Here is a 25,794-nt window from a genome sequence, read left to right on the forward strand (position 1 = left end):
ACGCGCCATTGATGATGGGCTGAGCCATGAACACCAAAGACACCCAAACCCTGACCATTTCCCACTTCCAGGCCATCGAGGCCCGCGCCCACGAGCTGCGCGCAGAGGCCTTTGCCAACATGATGCGCAGCCTGTTCCGCGCCCTGTTCCGCGCCCCGCGCAAGGTGGTCTCCTGCCCCAGCTGCGCCCGTCCGCTGCACGGCTAAGGCTCCTGCCGGTTTCCGGCAGCAGCAGGAAAATGAAAACGCCGCGCGCCCCAAGGGGCCGCGGCGTTTCCTTTTGGCAGCCGGTGTCACTGCTCCCGGTTCAGGAATTCAACAGGATTGAACACGTCCTCATAGGTCCCTGCATCCGCGTACCAGCCTTCAAAAAAATTCTCAGGCTTGGCGATTTCGAGCGCCCTGCTTGTCATGGCAATAATGGCCTCGGTGCCGTCGAAGCCCCAGGTCATCAGGACGCCGGGATCCGGGAGATGCAGCCCCCAAACGGCTGAACTTGTGATGCTTTTCGGCAGCAAGTAGCAGGGCTCAGCCTTTCTGAATACCGAAAGCGGCACCGTGTCGCTGTAGTGCCTGAACTCATCCCAGGCTGTGGCATGTCGGCAGCCGAAACAGGAGAGGAACTCCTGCACAACGGGCTCCAGTATGGCGGGCAGCCCGTCGTCCTCAGGCAGGTACAGCTGGTTTTCCTGGCAGTAGGCGGCCAGCCGCATCTGCAGGCCGATGCCGGCGCGGTCCTGATAGCCGATACAGGCCAGCAGCCAGACCGCCAGGTAAACCTCACTCCTCGGCAGGTCCGGCGCGACGGCCTGATGAACCTCCGCCCAGGAGACCGCGTCTCCGCGTGACTTAATCCTGTCACCGAAATTCTCCGGCCGGTCATCGCAAGGAAGGACGCCTTCATAGATTTCGCTGCCAGCGAGAGAGACCAACATCTCCGCTTTCCGGATCCGGTAAAAGGGATGAAGCGCGACAAACACCTGGTCATAGATCCCTTCCCACCAGGTCAGGATGGGCACCCTGCAGCTGGGATGCTGGATCGCTCTGTTGCCCGTCATGATATCCGCACCTCGAAAACACTTGCTGAGGCAGTCTAATCGGGCGGCCGCCGGACGCAACAGCGCCGCGGGCCCGTCAGGGCGCGCGGCGCTCGGCCCAACGGGACCTGCTGCATTTTTGATGCGGCTTGGGCCGGGCGGGAGAACCGCCCTGCCCCAAAGGATCAGCGCATGCGGCTGACCACCACCGTGACCTCTGGCTTCTTGCCGATTTCACTGAAAGCGCTCTGGCGGGCGATGCGGCGCAGTTCCTGCTCCAGCTTGTCGTCATCGCGCAGGGTCTTGGCCCCGGCGCGCATCAGGAACTGGTTCAGGTCCTCCTCCATCACGTCCACCAGGGCGGCCTTGGAGCTGCCGGTCTCGGGCAGGCCCTTGACGTCGCACCAGGGCTCGCCCAGCGGCTCGTCCTCTTCATCGAGGATCACCGTGACCACCACATGGCCATTCAGCGCCATGCGGATACGGTCGCGGACAATGCCGTCCATGGCGCCGTATTTGACGGTGCCGTCCAGATAGGTGCGCCCGGTTTCGATCCACTCGGTCACCTTCGGCGCATCGCCGGTCAGGTCCATCATCATGCCGTTCACCACAACGGCGCTGGCAATGCCCTTTTCCTCGCCCAGGCGGGCGTGCTGGCGCAGGTGGCGGTGCTCGCCATGCATCGGGATCAGCATCTTGGGCTTCAGCAGTCTGTGGATCTCCTCCAGGTCCGGGCGGTTGGCATGGCCCGAAACGTGGTAGAGGCCGGAACTGTCGTCGACCACATCCACGCCCATTTCCGAGAATTGGTTGATGATGCGGATAACACCCTTCTCATTGCCCGGAATGGTTTTGGAGGAGAACAGGAACAAATCGCCCTCCTTCAGCTCCAGCCCGCGGTACTTGCCGCGCGCCAGCTGCGCGGTGGCGGCGCGGCGCTCGCCCTGGCTGCCGGTGGTGATCAGCATCAGGTTGTCGCGCGGCACATTGCCGGCGTCTTCGGGGCTGATCGTTTTGGGGAAGTCCACCAGAACGCCGGTCTCCACCGCCGCCTCGATCATCCGGCGCATGGCACGGCCCAGCAGGACCACGGACCGGCCTGCCTTTACCCCCGCCTCCGCGAGGGTCTTCACCCGTGCGACGTTGGAGGCGAATGTGGTGGCTGCGACCAGCCCCTTGGCCTCGGAGAACAGCTTGGTGATTTCCTCCGGCAGTTCCGCTTCGGAGCGGCCCGGATGCTGCGAGAACACGTTGGTGGAATCGCAGACCAGCGCCTGGACGCCGTCCTTGGCGATCTCTGACCACATCTCCGGGTCAAAGGGCTCCCCCACCAGCGGATTGGGGTCAAGCTTGAAGTCGCCGGTATGCACCACCCGCCCTGCCGGGCTGTCGATCACCAGCCCGCCGCTCTCCGGGATCGAGTGGCTCATGGGCGCAACGCCGATGGTGAAGGGCCCGAGCTTGGTCACCTCGGGCCAGGCCTGCACGGTGTGCACATTGGCCGGATCGTGGCCAGCCTCCTCCATCTTGCGGCGCGCCAGATTGGCAGTAAAGGCGCGGGCGTAGACCGGCACGTTCAGATGCGCGTACATGTGGGCGATGGCGCCGATGTGGTCCTCGTGCCCGTGGGTGATGAAAATTCCCTCCAGCCTGTCGGCGCGGTCCTTGAGCCAGGTCATGTCCGGCATGATCAGGTCCACGCCCGGGGTGGTGTCCATGTCGGGGAAGGTCACGCCCAGGTCAACCAGGACCAGCCGCTCCTGGCCCTGCGGGCCATAGCCATAGACATAGGCGTTCATGCCAATTTCACCCGCCCCGCCGAGGGGCAGGTAGATCAATCTTTCACTGCTCATGCGTCAGTACCATTTTCCTTGTTGTATTTATGGATGATCTGCAGCCCATGCATGGTGAGATCGTCCTCATATGCGTCGAACAGATCGGCAGATTGCTGGAACAAAGGCGCCAGCCCGCCTGTCGAGATCACTTTCATGGGCACGCCGCGCTCTGCCTTGATGCGGGTGCAGATTTCGCGGACGAGGCCGACATAGCCCCAGAACACGCCGGACTGCATGCAGGCCACTGTGTTGGTGCCGATGACATTTTCAGGTTTGGATATATCCACATGGGGCAGCGCCGCGGCGGCCTGGTGCAGCGCCTCCAGGCTGAGGTTCACGCCCGGTGCGATCACCCCGCCGACATAGGCGCCGTCCTCTGCCACCACGTCAAAGGTGGTTGCGGTGCCAAAGTCCACCACGATCAGATTGCCGCCATGGGCATCGAAACCGGAGACCGTGTTGACCAGCCGGTCGGGGCCGACGGCTGTGCCTTCGTCCACCCGCACTGCGACGGGCAGAAGGCACTCGGGTTTGCCCACCACCAGGGGCCGCGTGTTGAAATAGCGGTCCGCCAGCACACGCAGATTGAACACCACGCGCGGCACGGTAGAGGAGATGATCATGTCGGTGATATCCGCCTCGATCCCCTGCAGCCGCATCAGCGTGTTCAGCCAGACGTAATACTGATCAGCCGTGCGCTGCCAGTCGGTGGCAGTGCGCCACATGCCGACGAATTTCTCCCCGTCGTAGATCGAGAAAACGGTATTGGTGTTGCCGCAGTCGACTGCCAGAAGCATTGCTGCCCCTTCCTAGAAATAGATATCCGCCGCGGGGATGCTGACGCGGCCCTTGGCGGTGTTTAGGACAAGGTTGCCGCTGGCGTCCACCGTTTCAAAGGTGCCCTCGGTTTCTGACGACGCGGTCTTGGCAGTAATCACCTCGCCCAGCTTGGCCGCGCGGGCCAGCCATTCGGTGCGGATCGGCTCAAAGCCGTAGGTCGCGAACTGCTGTTCATAGCGGGCAAACGCCTCGGCCACGGCCTCCAGGAATTCTTCCGGCGTGACCTGCACACCGGTCTCCGACAGCAGCGACACCGGGTAGACCGCACCGGGTTCCAGCCATTCCTGCATCGGGGTCTCCACCAGGTTCACACCGATGCCGACAAACAGGTGGGTGACTCCCTGCCCGTTGCCCGCGCTTTCCAAAAGAATGCCAGCCAGCTTGCCGCCCTTCAGCAGCACGTCGTTGGGCCACTTCAGCGACAGGCCCTCGCTGCGGCCCGTGACCGCGACGCAGGCGTCGTAAACAGCCAATGCGGCGACAAAGCTGCGCAGCGCCGCCAGGTCCGGCGCGCCCTCAGGCCGCATTACCAGGGTGGCGGCGAAATTGCCCTTGGGGTCTTTCCAGTCGCGGCCGCGGCGGCCCCTTCCTTGCGTCTGGCGCAGGGCCAGGATCCACTCCGGCCCCGCCAGTTCCCCGGCGATGCGGGCGGCCTCATTGAGGGTGCTGTCCACCTCGGCAAGCACCCGTTTTCCATATCCTGCTGGCCAGCTCATCTGCGCTCCTCGAAAGTGCGAAAAGGCCCGGTCGCGTGACCGGGCCTTTTCAGCCTGCCTGAAAAGCAGATCAATTTACAAGGGTTGCTGCAGCAGCAGCCGCCGCAGTGTCGATACCGAACTGATAGACCAGCCCGACCAGCATCATCGCGGCTGAGGCCATCAGCGCTACGGTCAGCACCGGCGAGCCCTTCGCCTCCACATCGTCCTCGCCAGTGCCGAAGTACATGTAGAAGACAATCCGGATGTAATAGAATGCACCGATGACCGAGGCGATTGCGGAGGCCACGACCAGCCCCATCAGGCCCGCGTCGACGCCGGCTTTCCAAACGCCCAGCTTGGCAAAGAAGCCCAGCATCGGCGGCACGCCGGCCAGCGAGAACATCAGGATCAGCACCGCCAGCGCCTTGCCCGGCTCGCGCGCGGCGAACTGGTTCAGGGCCAGGATGTCGGTGACGGGCTTGCCATCCTTTTCCAGCATCAGGATGAAGGAGAAGGTGCCGATGTTCATGGTGACGTAGATCGCGAGATACACCAGCATCGCGGTGATGCCCGCTTCGGTACCCGCTGCCAGGCCGATCATCGCATACCCCATATGGGCGATCGAAGAGAACGCCATCAGGCGTTTGATGTCGCGCTGGCCGATCGCCGCGATGGCGCCCAGGAACATCGACAGCACCGACAGCACCACGATGATCTGCTGCCAGTCGGCAATGGCGCCGCCGAAGGCGTCGTGCAGCACGCGGGCAAACAGGCCCATAGCCGCAACCTTGGGCGCGGTGGCAAAGAAGGCGGTGACCGGGGTCGGCGAGCCTTCATAGACGTCCGGGGTCCACATGTGGAAGGGCACCGCCGAGACCTTGAACGCAAGACCCGAGATCATGAAAACCAGGCCGAACAGCATGCCGATGGACATATGGCCCTGCTCGGCCACCTGGATGATGCCTGCGAACTGGGTGGTGCCGGCAAAGCCGTAGACCAGCGAGGCGCCATAGAGCAGCAGGCCGGAGGACAGCGCGCCCAGCACGAAGTACTTGAGGCCCGCCTCGGTCGACTTGACGCTGTCGCGGCGCATGGCGGCGACGACGTAAAGCGACAGCGACTGCAGCTCCAGCCCCATATAGAGGGACATCAGGTTGCCCGCGGAAACCATCATCATCATGCCGACGGCGGCCAGTGCCACCAGAATCGGGTATTCGAACCGCAGCATTCCGCGGCGGGCCATATAGTCCTGCCCGACCAGCAGCACCGCAGCGGCGCCCAGAAGCAGCGCCACTTTGGCAAAGCGCGAGAAGCCGTCGTCGATGAACATGCCGCCAAAGGCGGTCTGAGTGCCCGCAGGGCTGGAGGCGATCCAGAATGCCACCGCGGCCATCAGTGCTGCCGTGCTCCAGACCAGCGGGGCCGCCAGCTTGTCCTTGGTGGTGTAGACCGCGCCAATCAGCGCAGCCATGGCGTAAAGCGCCAGAACGATCTCTGGCAGGATTACAGTAAGATCAGCTTGGATCATCTGCCTGATGCTCCCTTAATGCGAAGCAATCTGGGTGGCTGCCGAGGTGTCGGCCGCTGCCAGAGACTGGTTGAAGTTTGCAATCAGCGCCTCGGTCGAGGGACCGATAACGTCGGTGACCACTGCCGGATAGACGCCCAGGATCAGTGTCATGGCAACCAGCGGCGCAAAGACGAAGCGCTCGCGCGCGGACATGTCCTTGATGCCCATCAGGCTGCCCTTGATCAGGTCGCCGAACACCACGCGGCGGTAGAGCCACAGCGCGTAGCCGGCCGAGAAGATCACGCCGGTTGCCGCCACCGCGGTCACCCAGGTGTTTTTCTGGAAGGCGCCCATCAGGGTCAGAAATTCACCGATGAAGCCCGAGGTGCCCGGCAGGCCGACGTTGCCCATGGTGAAGAACATGAACACCAGCGCATAGGCCGGCATCCGGATCACCAGGCCGCCGTAGGCGTCGATGTCGCGGGTGTGCATCCGGTCATAAATCACGCCGACGCAAAGGAAGAGCGCGGCGGAGATGAAGCCGTGCGACAGCATCTGGAAGATGGCGCCGTCGATGCCCTGCTGGTTGGCGGCAAAGATGCCCATGGTGACAAAGCCCATATGCGCAACCGAGGAATAGGCGATCAGCTTTTTCATGTCTTCCTGCACCATCGCCACCAGCGAGGTGTAGACGACGGCGATGGCCGACATCCACAGGACCACATCGGTCATCACGTCCGCGCCCACCGGGAACATCGGCAAGCTGAAGCGCAGGAAGCCGTAGCCGCCCATCTTCAAGAGGATCGCCGCCAGCACCACGGACCCCGCGGTCGGCGCCTGCACGTGTGCGTCCGGCAGCCAGGTGTGCACCGGCCACATCGGCATCTTCACCGCGAAGGAGGCAAAGAACGCCAGGAACATCAGCGTCTGCGCGCCGCCCACTATGTGGACGCCCAGCACGTCGAACGACGCCGCAGAGAAGTTGTGGGTCAGCAGGGTCTCAATATCGGTGGTGCCGGCATCCACATACATGAACACCATCGCCACCAGCATCAGAACCGACCCGAAGAAGGTATAGAGGAAGAACTTGAAGGATGCGTAGATCCGCTCCTTGCCGCCCCAGATGCCGATGATCAGGAACATCGGAATGAGGCCCGCCTCGAAGAACAGGTAGAACAGCACCAGGTCCAGCGCCATGAAGACGCCCAGCATCAGCGTCTCCAGCAGCAGGAAGGCCACCATGTATTCCTTCACCCGGTCCGTGACCGACCAGCTGGCCAGGATGGTCAGCGGCATGATGAAGGTGGTCAGCATCACGAACAGAACCGAGATGCCGTCTACACCCATCTTGTACTTGAGGCCAAAGATCCACTCCCGGTCCTCGACAAACTGGAAGCCGGTATTGGCGGGATCGAACTCGAAATAGATGCCAAGGCTCACCAGGAAGGTGATCGTGGTGGCAAAAAGCGCAACAAACTTGGCGTTGCGCTGCGCCGCCTTATCCTCGCCGCGCAGGAACAGGGCCAGGATGGCCGCCGCGAGCGCCGGAATGAAGGTGACAATAGAAAGGAGATTGTCCATCAGTGCGCTCCTCCGCCGATCGACATCCAGGTGACCAGGGCTGCGATGCCCAGCACCATCCAGAAGGCATAAGTAAAGATGTAACCGGACTGTGCCCGGCCCGCGAGGCGGGTAAAGAAGGGCACGACACCCATGGCCAGGCCATTGAGGAAGCCGTCGATGGTGCCGCCGTCGCCGCGCTTCCAGAAGAAGCGTCCGATTGCCAGAGCGGGCTTCACAAAGATCACATTATAGATCTCGTCAAAGTACCACTTGTTCAGCAGGAACAAGTACAGCGGACGCTGCTGTTCAGCCAGGCGTTTCGGCAGCGACGGGTTCCAGATGTAGAACCACAGCGCCAGCACCAAGCCGCCCAACATCGCCATGAACGGGGACAGTTTCACCCATTTCGGCGCTGCATGCGCGTCTTCCAGGATGTGGTTGTCCGGTGCGATGTACAGCGCACCCTCGCCCGGCTGGCCGGCAAACACATAGTGGTGCTCGCCCGCTGCCGCGGCTTCGCCGTGGCCGGCGTCCTCGCCGTGTGCAGCCTCTTCGCCATGCGCGGCTTCCTCGCCTTGACCTGCCTCTTCGCCATGTGCGGCAGCAGAAGCTTCGGCCACCGGGATGCCATAGAACTTGCCGACCTGATCGGCGTGGCCGAAGAAGCTGCTGTACCAGATCATGCCTGCGGTGACCGAGCCAACGGCCAGCACGCCCAGCGGCACCAGCATGGTCCAGGGGCTTTCATGGGCGTGGTCGTGGGTGTGCTTGTCACCGCGGGCCTCGCCGTAAAAGGTCATGAAGATCAGGCGCCAGGAGTAGAAGGAGGTCATGAAGGCCGCGATCACCAGCGCCCAGAAGCCGAACATAGAACCGCCTGCATAGGCGCTTTCGATGATCGCGTCCTTGGACACGAAACCGGCAAAGCCAACCCAGCCGCTGAGCGGGACACCCACACCGGTAATCGCCAGCGTGCCGATCATCATCGCCCAGAAGGTATAGGGGATCTTTTTGCGCAGCGCGCCATAGTTCCGCATGTCCTGCTCGTGATGCATCGCGTGGATCACCGAACCGGCGCCCAGAAACAGCATCGCCTTGAAGAAGGCGTGGGTGAACAGGTGGAACATGGCGGCGGAATACATGCCGACGCCTGCGGCCACGAACATGTAGCCCAGCTGCGAGCAGGTCGAATAGGCGATCACGCGCTTGATGTCGTTCTGCACAAGCCCGACGGTTGCCGCGAAGAACGCGGTCGCAGCGCCAAGAACGGTGATGAAGGCCGCGGCCTCTGGCGCGAACTCGATCAGCGGCGACATGCGGCAGACCAGGAACACGCCCGCGGTCACCATGGTTGCGGCGTGGATCAGCGCCGACACCGGTGTCGGGCCTTCCATCGCGTCCGGCAGCCAGGTGTGCAGCAAGAGCTGCGCCGATTTGCCCATCGCACCGACAAACAGCAGGAAGGCAATCAGGTTTGCCGCGTTCCATTCAGTCCACAGGAAGGACACTTGAGTTTCCGCAAGCGTCGGCGCCGCGGCAAAGATGTCTGCCAGGTTGATGCTGTCTGTCAGGAAGAACAGACCGAAGATCCCCAGCGCAAAGCCGAAGTCGCCAACCCGGTTGACGATAAACGCCTTCATCGCCGCGGCATTCGCCGAAGGCTTGCGGTAGTAAAAGCCGATCAGCAGGTAGGAGGCAACGCCCACGCCTTCCCAGCCGAAGAACATCTGCACCAGGTTGTCGGAGGTCACCAGCATCAGCATCGCGAAGGTGAAGAACGACAGGTAGGCAAAGAAGCGCGGCTTATAGCTCTCGCCCTCTTTCCACTGCGGGTCATGGTCCATGTACCCGAAGGAGTAAAGGTGCACGAGCGAGGACACCGTGGTGATCACGATCAGCATGATCGCGGTCAGCCGGTCCAGCCGGATCGCCCAGGAGGTCGACAGCGAGCCGCTTTCGATCCAGCGGAAGATCTCGATGTTCTGGGTCACCCCGTCAAAGGACAGGAAGACGATCCAGCTGAGCAGCGCCGACAGGAATAAGAGCGCCGTAGCCGTCACAGTGGCGGCTTTCTCGCCGATCATCTTGTGGCCGAAGCCGCAGATCACGGCCCCCACCAGCGGGGCAAAGAGGAGGATGGTTTCCATGTTTCTTTAGCCCTTCATCACGTTGACGTCTTCGACGGCGATGGTGCCGCGGTTGCGGAAGAAGCAGACCAGGATCGCAAGGCCGATGGCGGCCTCAGCCGCAGCCACGGTCAGCACGAACAGGGTAAAGACCTGCCCCACCAGATCGCCCAGGAAACTGGAGAATGCGACCAGGTTGATGTTCACCGCCAACAGCATCAGTTCGATGCTCATCAGGAGGATGATCACGTTCTTGCGGTTCAGGAAGAGCCCGAAAATGCCGATAACGAACAGCGTCGCCGCGACGGTCAGATAATGTTCAAGTCCAATCATTGGATCACAGCCCCTGCCCCGGTTTCACGTCCTTGAGCTCCATCGCGGCAGCCGGGTCGCGCATCATCTGCGCAACCACGTCCTGGCGCTTTACGTCTGTGCGGTGGCGCAGGGTCAGCACGATCGCGCCGATCATCGCCACCAGCAGGATCAGGCCCGCCAGCTGGAACAGAAGGAAATATTGATCATAGATGATGAGGCCGAGCGCCTCGGTGTTGTGGCGGTCCGCAGGCACCGGATTGGCCAGCAGCTCAGGCGCCTTGTGCGCGGTTTCCCAGACGCCGAAGGCCATCACGAACTGCATCAGGATCACCAGGCCGATCAGCAAGGCGAGCGGCATGTACTTGGCCATCTCCGCCTTCAACTCGGCAAAATCCACATCCAGCATCATCACCACAAACAGGAACAGCACCGCGACCGCGCCCACATAGACGATGACCAGCAGCATGGCGACGAACTCCGCCCCCAGCAGCACAAACAGCCCGGCCGAGGAAAGGAAAGCCAGGATCAGCCACAGCACCGAATGCACCGGCTGGCGGCTGATCACGGTGAACAGCCCGCCGGTGATGGCGCTGATGGCGAAGAGGTAGAAGGCAAAAACGCTCATTTCTCATCGTCCTTGTTGTCGTCCATGACCGTCTGCGCCAGATCCAGCGCCCGGTTCATGGCCGGAATGCCGGCAAAAACCGACATCTGTCCGATCGTTTCCACGATCTCTTGTTTCTTGGCGCCGGCTTCCAAGGCATGGCGCACGGTCTGGCGCACCGCCGAGTCAGCCTGCGCGCCCTGGCAAGTCAGCCCGGCCAGCGTCAGCAGCAGCCGGGTCTTGGCATCCAGCCCGTCCTTGTTGACGGTGTTGCCGAACATCATTTCCATGACCTCTTTGGGCATGGTGGGCCACAGCGCCTCGAACTCCTTGAAGGCCTCGGAGGGCGAGAAGTTCTCCAGCGCCGGGTTGAACGCCTTGGCCATCTGCTGGGCCTGGGCCTGCATCTGTTCCATCATGGCCTCAAACGGATTGGGCGGCGGCTTGGTCACGTCTTTTCCTCCGGTCCAAGACTTTTCTGAAAAGTCTTGGCAAAAGTTTTCAGAAAACTTTTGCCTGGCAATTTCATCGGTACGGTGCGTCGATTTCCAGGTTGCGGGCAATCTCGGCTTCCCAGCGCTCGCCGTTGGCCAGGAGTTTCTCCTTGTCGTAGAACAGCTCCTCGCGGGTCTCGGTGGCGAACTCGAAGTTCGGGCCTTCGACAATCGCGTCCACCGGGCAGGCTTCCTGACAGAAGCCGCAGTAGATGCATTTGGTCATGTCGATGTCATAGCGCGTGGTGCGGCGGCTGCCGTCCTCGCGCGGTTCCGCGTCGATGGTGATCGCCTGCGCCGGGCAGATCGCCTCGCACAGCTTGCAGGCAATGCAGCGCTCCTCTCCATTCGGGTAGCGGCGCAGCGCGTGCTCGCCGCGGAAGCGCGGCGACAGCGGCCCCTTCTCGTGCGGGTAGTTCAAGGTGGCCTTGGGCGCGAAAAAATACTTCAGCCCCAGTTTGAAGCCGACCCAGAAATCCTGCAGCAGGAAGTATTTGGCGGCGCGGGTGTAGTCGATGTTTGCCATCGGTCAGCCTCCCACGGTCCAGCGGGCGAAGATGCCCCAGAACCAGTCAAATTTTGCAGCAAAGGATACGAAGACCACCCAGGCCAGCGAGAACGGCAGGAACACTTTCCAGCCCAGGCGCATCAGTTGGTCGTAGCGGTAGCGCGGGGTGATCGCCTTTACCATCGCGAAGAGGAAGAAGAAGAACGCCATTTTGCCGACCATCCACAGCACGCCATCCGGCAGGCCCGGGATCGGGGACAGCCAGCCGCCGAAGAACAGCAGGGTGGTCAGCGCGCACATCAGGAAGATGGCGATGTATTCCCCGGCCATGAACAGCAGGAACGGCGTGGCCGAGTATTCCACCTGGTAGCCCGCAACCAGTTCCGATTCCGCTTCGGGCAGGTCAAACGGCGGCCGGTTGGTCTCTGCCAGTGCCGAGATGAAGAACAGGAAGACCATCGGGAAATGCGGGATCCAATACCAGTTCAAAAGGCCCAGATCGCCGTCCTGCGCACGTACAATGTCGCCAAAGTTCATCGAACCGGTGGAGATGATCACGCCGATGATGATCAGACCGATGGAGACCTCGTAGGAGATCATCTGCGCCGCGGAGCGCAACGAGCCCAGGAACGGGTATTTCGAGTTCGACGCCCAGCCGCCCATGATCACGCCGTAAACTTCCAGCGAAGACACCGCGAAGACATAGAGGATGGCGACGTTGATGTCAGAGAGCACCCAGCCGTCGTTGAACGGGATCACCGCCCAGGCGATCATCGCCAGCACGAAGGAGGTCATCGGCGCCAGGATAAAGACGGTGCGGTCGGCGCCGGCCGGGATCACCACTTCCTTGACCACATATTTCAGCGCATCGGCCACCGATTGCAGCAGGCCGTAGACGCCCACCACGTTCGGGCCCCGGCGCATCTGGACCGCGGCCCAGATCTTGCGGTCCCCGTAGACGAGGAACAGGAGCGAGATCATCACAAAGGCAACAACTGCAAGCACTTGCGCCAGGATCAGAACAGCGATGCCGCCTGGAGTGTTAAAGAAATCAGCCATAGGTCCTCACACCGTGGGTATTCCGTTCGCCGCGCAATCCGCGACCACGACTTCGGCGTCGATGGTGCGCAGGCCGCGCGGCAGAGAGGGCGAAATCAGATAGACCGCATCAGCGGTCCGGCTGCCCCCTGCCTGTTTCATTGTTGTGCGCACATGGCGCGCAAATCCATAACCCCGGATCAGCGCGTATTGCGCGGCGGCACATTCCGCATAATTGTCGAGATCTTCCTGCACGGCCGCGCCGCGCATGGAGACGTGAAACTGAACCAGGTCGCCCTCCAGCAGGCTGGTTTCCACCCCTTCATACACCGGGGCAGGCCGCACGCCTTCAGTGCCGGGCGCCATTGCACAGGCGGCCAGCAGAACAGGCGTTATGAGGGCAAGACGGATCATTCGGCGGCCAGCTTCCCGGTTGCGCGGGCTTTCACGCCTGCCGACAGCTCTGCCATCAGCGTTGAGGCGCGGGCAATCGGGTTAGTCAGGTAGAAGTCCTTGATCGCGGGCAGGAAGTCAGCCTTACCGAGCTTGTCCTGTTCCAGCGGCTCGCCGTCCTTTTCGGCCACTTCGTCAATCCGGGCAAGATGCGGCACCTCGGCCACCAGGGCCTGGCGCAGCTGAGCCAGCGAGTCATAGCCGAGCTTGGCATCCGCTTCGGCGCTGAGAGCACGCAGAATAGCCCAGTTTTCCTTGGCCTCACCCGGTGCAAAGCTCGCACGCATCGCCAGCTGCGGACGGCCTTCTGTGTTCACGAACAGGCCGTTTTCCTCGGTGTAGGCGGCGCCCGGCAGGATCACGTCGGCGCGGTGCGCGCCGCGGTCGCCGTGGGAGCCCTGATAGATCACAAAGGCGCCTGCGTCGATTTCGACCTCATCGGCGCCGAGGTTATAGATCACCTCGGCCCCGTCGATGGCCGCTGCCATGCCGCCTTCGGTCACAGCGCCGATGTCCATTGCACCCACGCGGGAGGCGGCGGTGTGCAGCACCAGCAGCTTGGAACCGGTGTCTGCGGCCAGCTTCTGCGCGGCGGCCAGAACCGCCAGGCCGTCGGCCTCGCGCAGGGCACCCTGCCCCACGATCACGAGGGACGGCGCGTCCGTGACGGCGCCGTAGTCCTTGTTCAGCAGGCTTTCCAGCGCGGCACGGTCGGTGCCCACGTGCGTGTAGTCATAGGTCAGGTCTGCCGGCTGGCCGACCAGGCCCACTTGCGCGCCGTTCAGCCATGCCTTGCGGATGCGGGCGTTCAGCACCGGCGCCTCGTCGCGCGGGTTGGTGCCGATCAGCTGGATGAACTTGGCGCTGTCGATGTCCTCAATCGTGGCGGTGCCGGCGTAACCTGCGCGGTTGCCGATCGGCAGTCGGGCGTTGTCGGTGCGGCATTCCACCTTGCCTCCCAAGCCCTCGACAAGCTGTTTCAGGGCAAAGGCCGCCTCAACCGGGACCAGGTCGCCGATCAGGCCCGCAACCTTCTTGCCCTTCATGGCGTTCGCCGCAGCGGCCAGAGCTTCCGGCCAGGTGGCAGGCTTCAGCTTGCCATCGACGCGCACATAGGGGCGGTCGAGGCGCTGGCGGCGCAGGCCGTCCCAGACGAAGCGGGTCTTGTCGCTGATCCACTCCTCGTTCACGCCGTCGTGGTTGCGCGGCAGGATGCGCATCACTTCGCGGCCCTTGGTGTCGACGCGGATGTTCGATCCCAGCGCGTCCATCACGTCGATGGTTTCGGTCTTGGTCAGTTCCCAGGGCCGTGCGGTGAAGGCATAGGGCTTGGACGTCAGAGCGCCCACCGGGCACAGGTCGATGATGTTGCCCTGCAAGTTCGATTGCAGGGTTTCGTTCAGGTAGGAGGTGATCTCCGCATCCTCGCCGCGCCCGGTCTGGCCCATCTGGGTGATGCCCGCGACCTCAGTCGTGAAGCGCACGCAGCGGGTGCAGGAGATGCAGCGGGTCATTGCGGTGCCGACCAGCGGCCCCAGATCCAGATCGTCCACCGCGCGCTTGGGCTCGCGGAAGCGGGAGAAATCCACGCCATAGGCCATCGCCTGGTCCTGCAGGTCGCATTCGCCGCCCTGATCGCAGATCGGGCAATCCAGCGGGTGGTTGATCAGCATGAATTCCATCACGCCTTCGCGGGCCTTCTTGACCATCGGCGAGTTGGTCTTCACCTGCGGCGCCTGGCCTTCGGGGCCGGGGCGCAGATCGCGGACCTGCATCGCGCAGGAGGCGGCAGGTTTCGGCGGGCCGCCCACAACTTCGACCAGGCACATGCGGCAGTTGCCCGCAATGGACAGCCGCTCGTGATAGCAGAAGCGCGGGATCTCGACACCGGCCTCCTCACAGGCCTGGATCAGGGTCATCGCCCCATCCACCTCGATCTCGGTTCCGTCAATGTTGATCTTGCGGAGGTCAGACATGGTCTATTTCGCCCTCAGTAACACGCCGATCGCGCTGTTCTTTTCGATTTCCGCGCGGCCATAGGCGCAGAAGGTTTCCGGTTTGCCGTAATCCACGCCGTTCTGCGCCAGGAGCTTCTCTCCCTTGGCACGCATCCGGTCCTTTTCGGCATCAGAGTCGATGTAGTCGCGGATTTCCGCGTCCGTGTATCCCAGCGCGTTTGCCCGCGCTTTGAGCCGGCGCAACTCCCCCAGCCCTTTCAGGTAGCGGGGGGAGATATCATCGCAGTAGTCGGACACTTCCTTGGCCACGGCGACGGCAAACAGCGGGTCTTCGATTTCCTGCACGTCGCGCAGCGACGGCTTGGCCAGCGCCGCGGCAGGCAAGGCAACAAAGGTGGACAGGACAACGGCGATCAATGCACGCATGGCAGGGGACTCCTTCAATTTGAAAGACCCCATGCGCAGGCATGCGGCGCTGCTATTCAATAGCAGACCGGCCTTTCGGCCCTGATATGCCGGAAATCCGCTCACGGGGTGCAGGTTCCCTGGAAGGTTGCGCGGCCATCGGTCAGCGTCAGCGGCGCTGTCTCGTCGCTGGGATCCGTTGCCCAGGCGATTTTCGAAGAGCCATAAGTGACCACGCAGTATTTCGTGCCGGCATGATGCGCCGCCTGACGCGCGCCCTTGACGGAGCGGTCGGCGCCCTTGATTTCGACGTAGAACGCGGCCGGGTCTGTCTTCTTGTCGACCGGCTTGGTCTTGGCCTTGAACGGCACGCCGTCGTACAGCAGCCGGTCCCTGTTGCTGACGGAGGTCCCGCAGGCCGTGACCAGCGTTACCGCTGCAAGGCAGGCCATCGGCAGTGCCATCCGGTATGTTTTCAAAATGCTCAAAATACTGCCACCAAAGTCAAAAGTGCCAGGCCGGCCATGCAGGCCCAGCCAATCACGTAAAAAACCGACCGCAGCCCGCCATGCGGTTTGCCGGACCCGCGCAAATGGATAACGATCATGATCAGCCGCGACACCAGCGCCAGCGACGCCAGCAGGTTCACCCAGAACGGCGCCGCACCGGCCAGAATGGCCGCCAGCGTCACGGTCAGGAAGGCCGGCAGCGTCTCGCAGCCGTTCAGATAGGCCCGGTTCAGACGGTAGGCTTTGTCCGCATAATCCTCATCTGGCGTGGCCCCGGGAGCGAGGCCCGACTTCTGCTTGGCCAGCGCCGAAACCGGCGACAGTGCCAGGATGATCAGGGTAAAGATCACCAGCGCAGCCAGAGCGTGGGAATATGCGGCGAAAGCTTCCATCAATAGTTATTCCGCCGCCATCGCGCCCATGCGGCCCGCCTTCTGGGCCTTGATGCGGTCTTCGATTTCCTCGCGGAAGTTTTTGATCAGGCCCTGGATCGGCCAGGCCGCCGCATCGCCAAGGGCGCAAATGGTGTGGCCCTCGACCTGCTTGGTCACGTCCCACAGCATGTCGATCTCTTCCAGCTCAGCCTCGCCCTTCACCAGGCGGTCCATGACGCGCATCATCCAGCCGGTGCCTTCGCGGCACGGCGTGCACTGGCCGCAGCTTTCGTGCTTATAGAACTTGGACAGCCGCCAGATCGCCTTGATTATGTCGGTCTGCTTGTCCATCACGATCACCGCGGCGGTGCCGAGGCCGGAGCCCAACTCGCCGCGCAGGTAGTCGAAGTCCATGATCGCGTCGCGCATGTTCTCGCCGCGCACGCACGGGACGGAGGAGCCGCCGGGGATCACCGCCAGCAGGTTGTCCCAGCCGCCGCGGATGCCGCCGCAGTGCTTCTCGATCAGCTCCTCAAAGGAGATCGACATCGCTTCTTCGACAACACAGGGGTTGTTGACGTGGCCGGAAATCGCAAACAGCTTGGTGCCCGCGTTGTTCTGGCGGCCGAAGCCCGCGAACCAGTCGGCGCCGCGGCGCAGGATGGTCGGCACGACGGCGATGGATTCAACGTTGTTCACGGTGGTCGGGCAGCCGTAAAGACCCGCGCCAGCCGGGAACGGCGGCTTCATCCGGGGCATGCCCTTCTTGCCTTCCAGGCTCTCAATCAGGGCGGTTTCCTCGCCGCAGATATAGGCCCCTGCCCCATGGTGCAGGAAGATGTCGAAGTCCCAGCCGGACCCGGCCGCGTTCTTGCCCAACAGGCCCTGGCCGTAGGCTTCGTCAATCGCCGCCTGCAGCGCCTCGCGCTCGCGGATGTATTCGCCGCGCAGGTAGATGTAGCAGGTGTGCGCGTTCATCGCGAAAGAGGCGATCAGACAGCCCTCGATCAGCGTGTGCGGATCGTGGCGCATGATTTCGCGGTCCTTGCAGGTGCCGGGCTCCGATTCATCGGCGTTCACAACCAGATACGCCGGACGGCCGTCGCTTTCCTTGGGCATGAAGGACCACTTGAGGCCGGTCGGGAAGCCCGCACCGCCGCGGCCGCGCAGACCGCTGTCCTTCATGGTCTGAATGATCCAGTCGCGGCCCTTTTCGATCAGCCCCGCGGTGCCATCCCAATGTCCGCGCGCCTTGGCGCCCGCCAGCGTGCGCTCGTGCATCCCGTAAAGGTTGGTAAAGATCCGGTCCTGATCCTTCAGCATGTGTGCCTACCTTTGGCTGTCCCGGCGCATGCGCCAGAGTTGAAATATGTTGACCAGGGCATAGATCATGCCCGCCAGCGCGGCGAAGTCGAACAGCAGCGCAAAGCGCCCCGGCAGCCCCAGCATGGGGCCGATGAACAGCGACAGGACGATCCACAGCGAGATGGTCCCGGCAATCACAAGCGCGATATGCCGGCCCTTTGCTGCAATGGCCTGGTCCTGCTCCTTGTTCATCTGTTCCCTATCACCCAAGCCCGGCCCGCAGGGGCCGCGGCGTGATTATTCGTCGTCGCCGTAGATGTGCGTTTCTTTGGCACGTCTGGCGAATTCGGTCTCATCGCCCACTTGCAGCCGTTTCGCCTGTTCGACCCAGCCATCGCGGGTGATCCGGCCCCGGAACTGCAGACGGGAATCGACCCAGGCGATCTCCTCCTCGGTCCAGTCGGCGATCTGATCAAAGTGGAAGAAGCCAAGCTCATTCAGCTTTGCCTCCAGTTTGGGGCCAACGCCCTTCAGCATCTTGAGGTCGTCGGCCAGGCCGCCGCGGGCTTCCTTCAGAAGCTCCGGCTCGCTTTCCTCGGTTGCCTTGGCTGCGGCCCCCTCAGGCGAGGCAGGTTCAGCCGCGTCGGATTTTTTCGACGGGGCAGTCTTAACCGCTTCCGATTGCCGGGCCGCGGGAACCGGGGCTTCGGGCGCCTTGGGCGGCTGGCCCTCGGCGGCGCGGCCGGCAACGGTGCCGTCTTTGCCGATCCACGGGGTCAGCAGCGGCACCTCATCGCCCTGAATGCGCTTGACGCCGTCCTTGATGTCCACCGCCAGCTGCACCGAGGCATTGTACTGCGTCTTGCCGCTGTCGAAGTCAGTCAGTGTGGTGAGGCCCGACTTCGGCTCTGCCGCGTAGCGGCCGTTCTGCGGGCCGGGCGTGACGTCCGTGCCCGCGGCCAGATCGTCCAGCAGCTTGGTGAAGCTCTCGACGGTCAGGTCCTCGTAGTAGTCCTTGCCGATCTGCGCCATCGGGGCGTTGGTGCAGGCGCCAAGGCACTCGACCTCTTCCCAGGTGAACTTGCCGTCCGCCGACAGGGTGTGCGGCTTCTCGGCAATCTTTTCCTTGCAGACCGCAACCAGGTCCTCGGCGCCGCAAATCATGCAGGAGGTGGTGCCGCAGATCTGGATATTGGCAACGGAACCGGTCGGTTGCAGCTGGAACATGAAGTAGAAGGAGGCAACCTCCAGCACCCGGATATAAGCCATGCCGAGCATGTCAGCGATGGCTTCGATGGCCGGTTTGGTGACCCAGCCTTCCTGCTCCTGCGCGCGCCACAAAAGCGGAATGACCGCCGAGGCCTGGCGCCCTTCAGGGTATTTGGTGATCTGCGCCTCGGCCCAGGCCTGGTTGGCCGGGGTGAAGGCAAAGCTGTCGGGTTGTTCTGAGTGGAGGCGGCGCAGCATCAGATCACCTTTTGCTGGGTGTTGCCCGCGCGGAAGCCTCCGGCGGGAGTATTTTCAGAAAGATGAAACAGCGGGGACTGGCTCAACGGTCAATCTCCCCGAACACGACGTCCATGGTGCCGATGATGGCGGCGACGTCGGCCAGCTGGTGACCCTTGGCAACGTGGTCCATCGCCTGCAGGTGCAGGAAGCCCGGCGCGCGGATCTTGGAGCGGTAGGGCTTGTTGGACCCGTCCGCCACCAGATAGACGCCGAACTCGCCCTTGGGCGCTTCGACGGCGGCATAAACCTCGCCCGCCGGAACGTGGAAGCCTTCGGTGTACAGCTTGAAATGGTGGATCAGGCTTTCCATCGAGGTCTTCATATCGGTCCTCTTGGGAGGGGTCAGCTTGCCGCGGGCCAGCACGTCGCCGGTGGCTTCGCGCAGCTTGGCAATCGCCTGGCGGATGATCGAGGTCGACTGGCGCATTTCTTCCATGCGGCAGAGATAGCGGTCGTAGCAGTCCCCGTTCTTGCCGATCGGCACCTGGAACTCGAACTCGTCATAGCATTCATAGGGCTGCGCGCGGCGCAGGTCCCAAGCCAGGCCGGAACCGCGCACCATGACGCCGGAGAAGCCGTATTCCTGGATATCTTTCTCGGTCACCACACCGATGTCGCAGTTGCGCTGCTTGAAGATGCGGTTTTCGGTCAAGAGGCCGTCGATGTCGTCCAGAACCTTGGGGAATTCCATCGCCCAGAGGTCGATATCGTCCAAGAGCTCATCCGGCAGGTCCTGATGCACGCCGCCGGGGCGGAAGTAGGCCGCGTGCAAGCGCGCGCCGCAGGCCCGCTCATAGAAAATCATCAGCTTTTCGCGTTCCTCAAAGCCCCACAGCGGCGGGGTCAGCGCGCCGACGTCCATCGCCTGCGTTGTGACGTTGAGGAGGTGGTTCAGCACCCGGCCGATTTCCGAGTAGAGCACCCGGATCAGCTGGCCGCGGCGCGGCACCTCGGTGCCGGTCAGTTTCTCAATGGCCAGGCACCAGGCATGTTCCTGATTCATCGGCGCCACATAGTCGAGGCGGTCGAAATACGGCAGGTTCTGCAGGTAGGTTCGGCTTTCCATCAGCTTTTCGGTGCCGCGGTGCAACAGGCCGATATGCGGGTCGCAGCGCTCGACAACCTCGCCGTCAAGCTCCAGCACCAGACGCAAAACCCCATGCGCCGCAGGGTGCTGCGGGCCGAAGTTAATGTTGAAGTTGCGGATCTTCTGCTCGCCGCTCAGCGCGTCGACGCTGCCGTCGTCAAATTTGGAGCCGTCCATCATTGCGCCCCCTCCTTCTCGTCGCCGGGCAGGATGTATTCAGCACCTTCCCACGGGGACATGAAATCGAACTGGCGGTACTCCTGCACCAGCTTCACCGGCTCATACACCACGCGCTTCTGGGCGTCGTCATAGCGGACTTCGGTATAACCGGTGGTCGGGAAATCCTTGCGCAGCGGGTAGCCGCGGAAGCCGTAGTCGGTCAGGATCCGGCGCAGGTCCGGGTGGCCGGAGAACAGGATGCCGAACATGTCGTAGACTTCCCGCTCAAACCAGTTGGCCGAGGGGTGCACGTTCACGATCGAAGGCACCATCTCATCCTCGCGCACGGCGGCGCGCAGGCGGATGCGCTGGTTCCGGTACATCGACAGAAAGTGGTAGACCACATCGAACCGCTTGGCCCGCGCCGGGTAATCCACCGCAGTGATGTCCACCAGGGTTGAAAACTTGCAGTTGGCGTCCGATTTCAGGAATTCCACCAGGCCGGCGATATTCGAGGGCGTGACGTCGAGGTTCAGCTCGCCAAAGGACACATCCCAGGCCACCACGCAATCGGGGCGTTTGGCCTCGATCTGGGCGCCAAGCTCTTTCAGTGCTTCAGTCATATCTGTTCCGCCCTCCTTAGCGCACCAGGGTGCCGGTGCGGCGGATCTTGCGCTGCAGCTGCATCAGGCCATAAAGCAGCGCCTCGGCGGTCGGCGGGCAGCCGGGCACATAGACGTCGACCGGCACAACCCGGTCGCAGCCGCGCACAACCGAATAGCTGTAGTGGTAATAACCGCCGCCATTGGCGCAGGAGCCCATCGAGATCACATAACGCGGCTCGGGCATCTGGTCGTAGACCTTGCGCAGGGCCGGCGCCATCTTGTTGGTGAGAGTGCCCGCGACAATCATCACGTCGGACTGGCGCGGGGAGGCGCGCGGCGCGATGCCGAAACGTTCGGCGTCATAGCGCGGCATCGAGGTGTGCATCATCTCCACCGCACAGCACGCGAGGCCGAAGGTCATCCAGTGCAAGGAGCCGGTGCGCGCCCAGTTGATGATGTCCTCGGCTGAGGTGAGCAGGAAGCCCTTGTCCTGAAGCTCGGCATTCAGGGCCCGGGTGACAACTTCCTTGTCCACACCGGCGGTGTTGGCTCCGGTCATCACTGCCATTCCAGGGCCCCTTTCTTCCACTCATAGGCGAATCCGATGGTCAGCACGCCCAGGAACACCATCATCGACCAGAAGCCGGTGTCGCTGATGTCCTTGAAACCGACGGCCCAGGGAAACAGGAAAGCGATTTCCAAGTCGAAAATAATGAAGAGAATCGACACCAGATAGAACCGGACATCGAATTTCATACGGGCATCGTCGAAAGCGTTGAAACCGCATTCATAGGCGCTGACCTTCTCCGGGTCCGGGTTGCGGACCGCCAGCACAACGGCTGCCAGGATGAGGACAATCCCCAATCCTGCCGCGACGGCCAGGAAGACCAGGATCGGCAGGTATTCCCTCAACATCTCTTCCAAGAGCAGCTCCTTTCCCCGGCGGTTTCCCGCGCGACGTCAATTGGCGTGTTGATTTGGACCGTGTCTACCCCTCCGCCCCTACAGCGTCAACTAAGGCAAGGTTAATCATCGGGGGTTTGTGACAGGAAAAAGCACTGCCGCAACATGTCTGTAATCTCTTAGTGATTTCATAAGAAAAGCGGCCGCAACGAAAGTTGCAGCCGCCCTTCAAAAGTGAGTCGAAGATGCCGGTTTTTCAGACCTGCCAGCCTGGCTTGCGCTTCTCGAAGAAAGCGCTGATGCCCTCACGGGCTTCCTCGCCTTCCCAGCGCTCCACAAGCGCCTCAATCGTGTGGTCGATCACCGCATCATCCAGCCTTGGCCCAAGGTCGCGGGCCAGTTGCTTGGCGGCCGCCACGGCCCCCGGCGCGCAGTTCAGATAGGGGGAAACCTCCGCCTCGACTGCCTCAGCCAGCTGGTCCGCCGGCACTGCCTTGGCCAGCAGGCCAAGCTCCACCGCCTCGTCCGCGCCGAACAGCCGCGCCGACATGAACACGCGGCGCGCCTTGGCCTCGCCCATGCGGGCAATCACATAGGGGCCGATGGTGGCGGGAATCAGCCCCAGCTTGGTTTCGGTCAGGCCCATCTTCAGATGATCCGCGCCGATCGCCACATCGCAGACCGAGGCCATGCCGACGCCGCCGCCAAAGGCATTGCCCTGCAGCGCGCCGATCACCGGCTTGGGCAGGGTGTTGAGCGCCATCAGCATCTCTGCCAGCACCCGCGCCTCGCGGCCGCGGGTTTCGGCATCCGCATCCATCTGCTGGCGCATCCAGCCCAGGTCGCCGCCCGCGCAAAAGCTCTTACCCGCACCGGTCAGCACCACCACGCGCACGGTTTCGTCCGACGCCAGCCGCTTGGCCGCCAGGGTCAGCTCCTGCAGCATCTGGCCGGACATCGCGTTGTGCTTGTCCGGGCGGTTCAGCGTCAGGGTGCAGACGCCGCGGGCGTCGGTGTCCAGGGTGATCGTTTCAAACATCTTGCTTCTCCGCTGAAATCTTACTGCAGGCCGCGCATGGCGCGGGCCATCGCGGCGGCTTCGGCCAGCACATCCGCGTCCAGCCCGGTATCATAGCCCAAATCCGTCAGGCGCTTGTGCACCGCTTCGGTAGCCACGTTGCCCGCGGCCCCCGGCGCATAGGGGCAGCCGCCGAGGCCGCCCACGGCGGCATCAAACACCCGCACGCCAAGCTCCAGCGAGGCTTCGATATTGTCCAGCGCCCGCCCCGCAGTGTCATGATAATGACCGGCAAGCCGCCCGGCCGGGACCTGCTGGACCACGGCCCGCAGCATCGCCGAGATCGTTTCCGGCGTGCCTTGCCCGATGGTGTCGCCCAGCGAGATCTCATAGCAACCCAGGTCGAACAGCCGGTGCGCCACCTCCGCCACCTTCTGCGGCGGGGTCGGCCCGTCAAACGGGCAATCCGTCACGCAGGAGACATAGCCCCGCACCGGCAGGCCGATGTTCTTTGCGGCCTCCAGAATGGGCAGAAAGCGGGTGATGCTTTCCTCGATGGTGGCGTTGATGTTGGCCTTGGAAAAGCCTTCGGACGCCGAGGCAAAGACGGCGATCTCATCCGCCCTTGCCGCCACCGCATCCTCAAACCCGCGCATGTTGGGGGTCAGCGCCGCATACCGCACCCCTTCGGCCCGGGTGATGCCCGCCAGCACCTCGCCAGAGCCCGCCATCTGCGGCACCCATTTGGGCGACACAAAGCTCGCTACCTCGATGCGCTTGAACCCGGCGCGCGACAGGCAGTCGGTCAGCGCCACCTTCTCGGCCACCGGGATTTCGCGCTTTTCGTTCTGCAGCCCGTCACGCGGGCCCACCTCGAAGATCTCGGCAAATTCGCTCATGGAACGCCCCTCTGGCTTCATCTTTCCAAAAAATACTCAAACTGCTGCCAGGGCGGCACTCACACCGCCTGCAGATCCGGATCAGCTATCCTCGTCTTCCAGCCGCACCAGCGCGGCGCCGGCCTCGACCTGATCACCGGCAGAGGCCAGAACCTCGGCCACAACCCCATCGCGGGCGGCCAGCAGCGAGTGCTCCATCTTCATGGCTTCCAGAACGGCAAGCCGGTCGCCCTCCTTCACCGCCTGGCCCGCTTCGGCAAATACCGCCTTGACCAGGCCTGGCATCGGCGCCTCGACCACGTTCATGTCGCCACCGGCTGCGGCTGCGCGGTCCAGCGGGTCCACCACGGTGAACTCCAGCCCGTAGGCATCATGCACGGTGATCAGCGCTCCGGATTGCGAAACGGTTGGCATCCGGCGCTCGCCGATGCGCCATTGGCCCTGGCTGCGCTCCGCCACGACGGTTTCGCCGCCAATGGTCCACAGCTGCCGGTCAGGCCCGTCCACCTGCACATCGGCGGTGAACTCTTCGCCCGCATGCGACAGGGTAACAGCCCGGTGCAGCGGTGCCCAAAGGCTGAAGCCAGTGTGCGCCGCAGCCCCCGCCAGGTCCAGCGCCACCATGCCCGCCGCCGCCTTGTGGCGCAGCTCCACCTCCGGCGCGGCCACCAGAGCGTCCAGATCGCGGGCGATCAATCCGGTGTCCACGTCGCCGTTGGCAAACTCCTTGTGCGCCGCCAGCGCGCCAAGGAACGCCAGGTTGGTGACCGTGCCGCCGACCTCAGTATCCTCCAGCGCGCGCGCCAGCCGCGACAGCGCCACCTTGCGGGTGGAGCCGTGCACGATCACCTTGGAGATCATCGGGTCGTACCAGGGGCTGATGGTGTCCCCTGCCCTGACGCCGCTGTCGGCGCGGCACTCAGCCGGGAAAGACAAATGCGTGAGCGTGCCTGTCGCCGGAAGGAAGCCCTTTGGCACGTCTTCTGCATAAAGCCGCGCCTCAAACGCATGGCCGGTGATGGTGAGGTCCTCCTGCTTGGCAGGGAGGCTCTCGCCCGAAGCAACGCGCAGCTGCCAGTCCACCAGATCGACACCGGTGATCAGCTCGGTCACCGGATGCTCCACCTGCAGGCGGGTGTTCATTTCCATGAACCAAAAGCCGTCGGGGCGCAGCCCGTCGGAGCCGTCGACGATGAATTCCACCGTGCCAGCGCCCTTGTAGCCGATGGCTTCGGCCGCGCGCACGCCGGCCTGGCCCATCGCTTCACGCATCTCCGGCGTCATGCCGGGCGCGGGAGCCTCTTCGATGACCTTCTGATGGCGCCGCTGCAACGAGCAGTCGCGCTCAAACAGATGCACCGCTTTTTCGCCGTCGCCAAAGACCTGCACCTCGATATGGCGGGGCTGCTGGATGTATTTCTCGATCAGAACGTCGGGATTGCCAAAGGCCGTGGTTGCCTCGCCCTGCGCGCTTTGCAGTCCATCTGCAAAGTCTTCCGGTTTCTCAACCAGCCGCATCCCCTTGCCGCCGCCGCCGGCCACCGCCTTGATCAGCACCGGGTAGCCGATCTTCTCAGCCTCGGCGGCCAGGAACTCCGGGTCCTGGTTGCTGCCGTGATATCCCGGCACCACCGGCACGCCGGCCTCTTCCATCAGCGCCTTGGCGGCGTCCTTGAGGCCCATCTTGCGGATCGCATCCGCCGACGGCCCGATGAAGACAAGGCCCGCGGCCTCCACCGCCTCGACGAACTTGGGGTTTTCCGACAGGAAGCCGTAGCCCGGATGGATCGCCTGGGCGCCGGTTTCCTGCGCCACGCGGATGATTTCATCCCCTTTCAGGTAGCTGTCCGCCGGGGCCGGGCCGCCGATATGCACCGCCTCGTCCGCCATTTGCACATGTTTTGCGGCGGCGTCGGCGTCGGAATAGACCGCCACCGTGCGCACGCCCATGGCGCGGGCAGTTTCCATCACACGGCAGGCGATTTCGCCGCGGTTGGCAATCAGGATCTTGTCAAACATGGGGTTGGTCCTTTGTCTGGATCT

28 protein-coding genes are annotated in these 25,794 nt (G+C 63.2%); 1 reads left to right on the forward strand and 27 read right to left on the reverse strand.

The annotated features are described in order from the left end of the window. Positions 1-26: 26 nt before the first annotated feature. Positions 27-206, forward strand: a complete 180-nt coding sequence (locus ACTRWG_RS13960) for an RSP_7527 family protein (RefSeq protein WP_027237112.1) — start codon at positions 27-29, stop codon at positions 204-206. An 86-nt stretch (positions 207-292) separates the two neighbouring features. Here the strand turns inward: ACTRWG_RS13960 and ACTRWG_RS13965 are convergent, their stop codons facing one another. The 27 genes from ACTRWG_RS13965 to ACTRWG_RS14095 all read right to left on the reverse strand — a co-directional run bounded on the left by ACTRWG_RS13965 (position 293) and on the right by ACTRWG_RS14095 (position 25,770). Then, positions 293-1,057 carry a hypothetical protein gene (locus tag ACTRWG_RS13965; RefSeq protein WP_462829471.1) on the reverse strand — a complete coding sequence of 255 codons (765 nt, stop codon included), beginning with the start codon at positions 1,055-1,057 and terminating at the stop codon, positions 293-295. A gap of 164 nt (positions 1,058-1,221) precedes the next feature. After that, positions 1,222-2,889: a ribonuclease J gene (locus ACTRWG_RS13970; RefSeq protein ID WP_027237109.1), complete on the reverse strand. Its 1,668-nt coding sequence runs from the start codon at positions 2,887-2,889 to the stop codon at positions 1,222-1,224. Then, entirely contained in the window at positions 2,886-3,668 is a 783-nt protein-coding gene (locus ACTRWG_RS13975; protein WP_027237108.1) for a type III pantothenate kinase, read from the reverse strand. The genes ACTRWG_RS13970 and ACTRWG_RS13975 overlap by 4 nt, the downstream gene beginning before the upstream one ends. 12 nt (positions 3,669-3,680) lie before the next feature. Next, the gene (locus ACTRWG_RS13980) at positions 3,681-4,427 is read right to left on the reverse strand and encodes a biotin--[acetyl-CoA-carboxylase] ligase (RefSeq protein ID WP_027237107.1); all 747 of its coding nucleotides are present in this window, start codon (positions 4,425-4,427) and stop codon (positions 3,681-3,683) included. A gap of 70 nt (positions 4,428-4,497) precedes the next feature. After that, positions 4,498-5,937: an NADH-quinone oxidoreductase subunit NuoN gene (gene nuoN, locus ACTRWG_RS13985; protein ID WP_027237106.1), complete on the reverse strand. Its 1,440-nt coding sequence runs from the start codon at positions 5,935-5,937 to the stop codon at positions 4,498-4,500. 15 nt (positions 5,938-5,952) lie between these two features. After that, entirely contained in the window at positions 5,953-7,500 is a 1,548-nt protein-coding gene (locus ACTRWG_RS13990; RefSeq protein ID WP_027237105.1) for an NADH-quinone oxidoreductase subunit M, read from the reverse strand. Further along, entirely contained in the window at positions 7,500-9,629 is a 2,130-nt protein-coding gene (gene nuoL, locus ACTRWG_RS13995) for an NADH-quinone oxidoreductase subunit L (RefSeq protein ID WP_027237104.1), read from the reverse strand. The genes ACTRWG_RS13990 and nuoL overlap by 1 nt, the downstream gene beginning before the upstream one ends. Positions 9,630-9,635: 6 nt before the next feature. Further along, a complete protein-coding gene (gene nuoK / locus ACTRWG_RS14000; protein WP_008553673.1) occupies positions 9,636-9,941 on the reverse strand; it encodes an NADH-quinone oxidoreductase subunit NuoK in 306 nt (101 codons plus the stop codon). A 4-nt stretch (positions 9,942-9,945) separates the two neighbouring features. After that, positions 9,946-10,548, reverse strand: coding sequence for an NADH-quinone oxidoreductase subunit J (locus tag ACTRWG_RS14005; RefSeq protein WP_027237103.1), 603 nt, complete (start codon positions 10,546-10,548; stop codon positions 9,946-9,948). Further along, the gene (locus ACTRWG_RS14010) at positions 10,545-10,946 is read right to left on the reverse strand and encodes a carboxymuconolactone decarboxylase family protein (RefSeq protein ID WP_036797832.1); all 402 of its coding nucleotides are present in this window, start codon (positions 10,944-10,946) and stop codon (positions 10,545-10,547) included. The genes ACTRWG_RS14005 and ACTRWG_RS14010 overlap by 4 nt, the downstream gene beginning before the upstream one ends. A gap of 106 nt (positions 10,947-11,052) precedes the next feature. Continuing rightward, complete coding sequence (nuoI, locus tag ACTRWG_RS14015; protein ID WP_027237101.1) at positions 11,053-11,547, reverse strand: NADH-quinone oxidoreductase subunit NuoI; 495 nt, start codon at positions 11,545-11,547, stop codon at positions 11,053-11,055. A gap of 3 nt (positions 11,548-11,550) precedes the next feature. Then, on the reverse strand, positions 11,551-12,588 hold the full coding sequence (gene nuoH, locus ACTRWG_RS14020; protein ID WP_027237100.1) for an NADH-quinone oxidoreductase subunit NuoH: 1,038 nt from the start codon (positions 12,586-12,588) through the stop codon (positions 11,551-11,553). A 6-nt stretch (positions 12,589-12,594) separates the two neighbouring features. Next, positions 12,595-12,981 carry a hypothetical protein gene (locus ACTRWG_RS14025; protein WP_027237099.1) on the reverse strand — a complete coding sequence of 129 codons (387 nt, stop codon included), beginning with the start codon at positions 12,979-12,981 and terminating at the stop codon, positions 12,595-12,597. Beyond that, a complete protein-coding gene (gene nuoG, locus ACTRWG_RS14030) occupies positions 12,978-14,996 on the reverse strand; it encodes an NADH-quinone oxidoreductase subunit NuoG (RefSeq protein ID WP_027237098.1) in 2,019 nt (672 codons plus the stop codon). The genes ACTRWG_RS14025 and nuoG overlap by 4 nt, the downstream gene beginning before the upstream one ends. Positions 14,997-14,999: 3 nt before the next feature. Next, complete coding sequence (locus ACTRWG_RS14035) at positions 15,000-15,404, reverse strand: DUF5333 domain-containing protein (RefSeq protein WP_027237097.1); 405 nt, start codon at positions 15,402-15,404, stop codon at positions 15,000-15,002. A gap of 101 nt (positions 15,405-15,505) precedes the next feature. Next, positions 15,506-15,847 (reverse strand): hypothetical protein, encoded by a 342-nt coding sequence (locus ACTRWG_RS14040; RefSeq protein ID WP_036797486.1) that lies wholly within the window; start codon positions 15,845-15,847, stop codon positions 15,506-15,508. Positions 15,848-15,867: 20 nt separating this feature from the next. Next, complete coding sequence (locus ACTRWG_RS14045) at positions 15,868-16,284, reverse strand: MAPEG family protein (protein WP_027237095.1); 417 nt, start codon at positions 16,282-16,284, stop codon at positions 15,868-15,870. Positions 16,285-16,290: 6 nt separating this feature from the next. Then, positions 16,291-17,589: an NADH-quinone oxidoreductase subunit NuoF gene (gene nuoF, locus ACTRWG_RS14050; protein WP_027237094.1), complete on the reverse strand. Its 1,299-nt coding sequence runs from the start codon at positions 17,587-17,589 to the stop codon at positions 16,291-16,293. A gap of 6 nt (positions 17,590-17,595) precedes the next feature. After that, positions 17,596-17,823, reverse strand: a complete 228-nt coding sequence (locus tag ACTRWG_RS14055) for a DUF5337 domain-containing protein (protein ID WP_462829472.1) — start codon at positions 17,821-17,823, stop codon at positions 17,596-17,598. 45 nt (positions 17,824-17,868) lie between these two features. After that, positions 17,869-19,038 carry an NADH-quinone oxidoreductase subunit E gene (locus ACTRWG_RS14060; protein WP_462829473.1) on the reverse strand — a complete coding sequence of 390 codons (1,170 nt, stop codon included), beginning with the start codon at positions 19,036-19,038 and terminating at the stop codon, positions 17,869-17,871. Positions 19,039-19,120: 82 nt separating this feature from the next. Then, positions 19,121-20,344, reverse strand: coding sequence for an NADH-quinone oxidoreductase subunit D (locus ACTRWG_RS14065; RefSeq protein ID WP_259959358.1), 1,224 nt, complete (start codon positions 20,342-20,344; stop codon positions 19,121-19,123). Continuing rightward, complete coding sequence (locus tag ACTRWG_RS14070) at positions 20,344-20,949, reverse strand: NADH-quinone oxidoreductase subunit C (RefSeq protein ID WP_027237090.1); 606 nt, start codon at positions 20,947-20,949, stop codon at positions 20,344-20,346. The genes ACTRWG_RS14065 and ACTRWG_RS14070 overlap by 1 nt, the downstream gene beginning before the upstream one ends. Positions 20,950-20,965: 16 nt before the next feature. After that, positions 20,966-21,499 (reverse strand): NuoB/complex I 20 kDa subunit family protein, encoded by a 534-nt coding sequence (locus ACTRWG_RS14075; RefSeq protein WP_027237089.1) that lies wholly within the window; start codon positions 21,497-21,499, stop codon positions 20,966-20,968. Next, positions 21,490-21,855 (reverse strand): NADH-quinone oxidoreductase subunit A, encoded by a 366-nt coding sequence (locus tag ACTRWG_RS14080; protein ID WP_024090668.1) that lies wholly within the window; start codon positions 21,853-21,855, stop codon positions 21,490-21,492. The genes ACTRWG_RS14075 and ACTRWG_RS14080 overlap by 10 nt, the downstream gene beginning before the upstream one ends. 235 nt (positions 21,856-22,090) lie before the next feature. Beyond that, positions 22,091-22,873: a crotonase/enoyl-CoA hydratase family protein gene (locus tag ACTRWG_RS14085; RefSeq protein WP_027237088.1), complete on the reverse strand. Its 783-nt coding sequence runs from the start codon at positions 22,871-22,873 to the stop codon at positions 22,091-22,093. Positions 22,874-22,893: 20 nt separating this feature from the next. Further along, positions 22,894-23,751: a hydroxymethylglutaryl-CoA lyase gene (locus tag ACTRWG_RS14090; RefSeq protein ID WP_027237087.1), complete on the reverse strand. Its 858-nt coding sequence runs from the start codon at positions 23,749-23,751 to the stop codon at positions 22,894-22,896. A gap of 81 nt (positions 23,752-23,832) precedes the next feature. Continuing rightward, positions 23,833-25,770 carry an acetyl/propionyl/methylcrotonyl-CoA carboxylase subunit alpha gene (locus ACTRWG_RS14095; protein WP_027237086.1) on the reverse strand — a complete coding sequence of 646 codons (1,938 nt, stop codon included), beginning with the start codon at positions 25,768-25,770 and terminating at the stop codon, positions 23,833-23,835. Positions 25,771-25,794 lie beyond the last annotated feature (24 nt).

It is taken from the genome of Leisingera sp. G5_S3_59_S7 (genome assembly GCF_054968485.1).